The organism is Nitrospira sp. BLG_2 (assembly GCF_049222245.1).
The window spans coordinates 1-2,327 of the sequence record NZ_JBLYIG010000345.1; the positions used below are offsets into that span (position 1 = coordinate 1).

Sequence of the window (2,327 nt, forward strand, 5' to 3'; positions counted from 1 at the left end):
AGGGCCATGAGTGCCGCTGGAAGAATCATCACATGGAGGACGAAAAATCGGCTCAAGGTCATTTGCCCGGGAGTCGGCCCGCCCTTCAGAAATCTGGCTATGAAATCACCGACAATGGGGGTCTTGTCCAAGATTTCGACACCCACTGTCGTCGCCCAGAACGCCCGTTGGTCCCAGGGCAAGAGATAACCCGTAAAGCCGAAAGTGATGACGATACCGAACAGGGCCAGACCGACCAGCCAGAGTAACTCTCTCGGTTTTTTATAGGCACCCCAGAGAAATACCTGCGACATGTGAGCGACGACACAGACGACCATGGCGCTGGATCCCCAGAAATGATAGCCCAGGAGGAACCACCCATAATCGACATCGTGAATAATATATTGCGTACTCGCGTAAGCATGGTCGGCTGTCGGCACGTAATAAAACATGAGCAAGATGCCGGTGAGTGCCTGCATGGCAAAGATGAACAGCAAAATGGATCCGAACACGTAGGCCCAGCGGGAGCCGCCGGGGATGGGCTCGTTCAGCATCTTAGCCTGCATTTCCTTGAGACCGACGCGCTCGTCGATGAACGCCACGAGCTTTTCGATCGCGCTAGGCTGATGATCGGGAATGACTGTCGATGATGATCGCTTGCTATCCATGCCGCCAGCTTTCAAACGATCCGGATTTGCGACTTCGTACCGGCCTTGAACTCCATATCGATGATTTCGACGTCACCCCCTGCTGATACCCTCACGGGTAACGCGTCTAAGGCACGCGGGGCTGGACCGTCGAGTACTTTCCCCGCTGCATCGTAGATGCTCAGGTGACAAGGACAGAGAAACACTTGTCCCAGCGTCTTATGCTGTCTCCACTTGAATGCGCAACCTAAATGGGGACACTTTCCGGAGAACGCCACGTAGGGAATGGTTTTCTTGTTGGTCCAGATCGTTTTTCCCTTGGCATCGTGAAAATCCATATCCTTGTCTTTGTAGACTTTCTCGAGAAGCTCGGAGGTTGCACGGAGAACCCAGACGTTCTTCTCGACTTCATACTCCGGCATATAGGCTTCTTTGACCTTTTTTTTGTACTTAAACTGTACGCCGACGTCGTCATGCTTGATCTTGCTGACATTTCCCACGTTCAGCCATTCATTGTCGAAACTCGCATACATTGGTTTCATCAAAAAGCGGACAATGGGATACGCGATGGGGAGGCCGATCAAGAAGCCGATGACATGCGTGAAGTTCATGAAAAACGCGCGGCGCTTGACGTTCTTTTCAAGTTCGGGCAAAGGTACCAACACTTCGCCCGGCGTCACATGGATGTTGTCCTCGAGGTGTGAAATTTCCACTTCATGCGTGGTGACATAATCTTCTCGCCTGAAAGGAGGCAATGCGAGGATATCCGTTGACGGCGCGCGCAACTGCACGAAGTCGTCCGTCACAGCCTGGACATGGCCCATGGCGACTTGTCGCTCGCCGCTCCCATTCATGGACACGACGATATGGCTGATCTCGTGGGAAAGCGGATCGAGCACGACTTTTGTGACTTCGCCGATGTCGAGGTCGGTGCACCGGACCTTGGATTTCAGCTTCGGTTGCAGCATTAGCTTTTCTTGATCGGCTTGGGGGTATTCACGGAGGTATTCTTGAAGGTGCCCAACCAGGCGGCGAGAGCTTGCATTTCTTTGGGATCCATGAGGTCTTTGAACTTGTTGGGCATGATGCCCTTCTGCCATTCCTTTTCATACCCTTCGGCCATAAAGCTCTTGGGGTCCGCTATTTTCTGCTGAATTTCCTCAACCGTCATCAATGAGCCGATGTTATCCAATTCAGGGCCTCGCTTCTTTCCACCCTCACCCCGCAGCTTGTGGCAGTTGTAACACTCCTGCAGTTGCCACTGCTCCTCTCCCACCTTCATCACGTCGCCGCCGGCTGCACCAGCCGGAGTAGGGGGCTTTTCTACAGCTGACGAAGCGGGAGTTGCAACCACAGCCTGACCGCTGCCCAGCCCCTTCAGCCGTGCTTCAAGGGCTTTCACTTGTTCATCAAGGGTCTTGGCCCGAGCAATCAGTTCCTCAGTCTTCCCCTTCTGCGATGCAGCCCGCTCCTTTCCCACAAGCTTGTCTATTTTGGCCCGTTCGTCTTCGGGATCAAACTGAGGCAACAGAGACGCGCCCGCGATGCAAACTGTGATCAAAAGGATCCAGAAAGCGGTGATTGCAAAAACGGACTTCCCGCCGCTCATTGTTCTGACCGGCGGCGCATCAAGCAGGATGAAGACGATCGCCCCGATCACCGAGAAGATAAAGAACAGCAGTTGAAAGTCGGACGGCACTT

General features: G+C 53.6%; 3 protein-coding genes. All 3 read right to left on the bottom strand.

Annotated elements, in window-relative coordinates; all coding sequences use genetic code 11:
* Nucleotides 1-647: cytochrome b (locus tag ACOSYY_RS09495; protein ID WP_421662028.1), on the bottom strand; the 647-nt coding region annotated here is incomplete at its 3' end.
* Nucleotides 648-658: 11 nt separating this feature from the next.
* Entirely contained in the window at nt 659-1,594 is a 936-nt protein-coding gene (locus tag ACOSYY_RS09500; protein ID WP_421662029.1) for a Rieske (2Fe-2S) protein, read from the bottom strand.
* A partial coding sequence (locus ACOSYY_RS09505) for a c-type cytochrome (protein ID WP_421662030.1) occupies nt 1,594-2,327 on the bottom strand: 734 nt, incomplete at its 5' end. The genes ACOSYY_RS09505 and ACOSYY_RS09500, both read right to left, overlap by 1 nt.

Coding starts and splice junctions, on each gene's coding strand:
- ACOSYY_RS09500 (WP_421662029.1), bottom strand. CDS start 1,594: ATGCTGCAACCGAAGCTGAAATCCAAGGTCCGGTGCACCGACCTCGAC.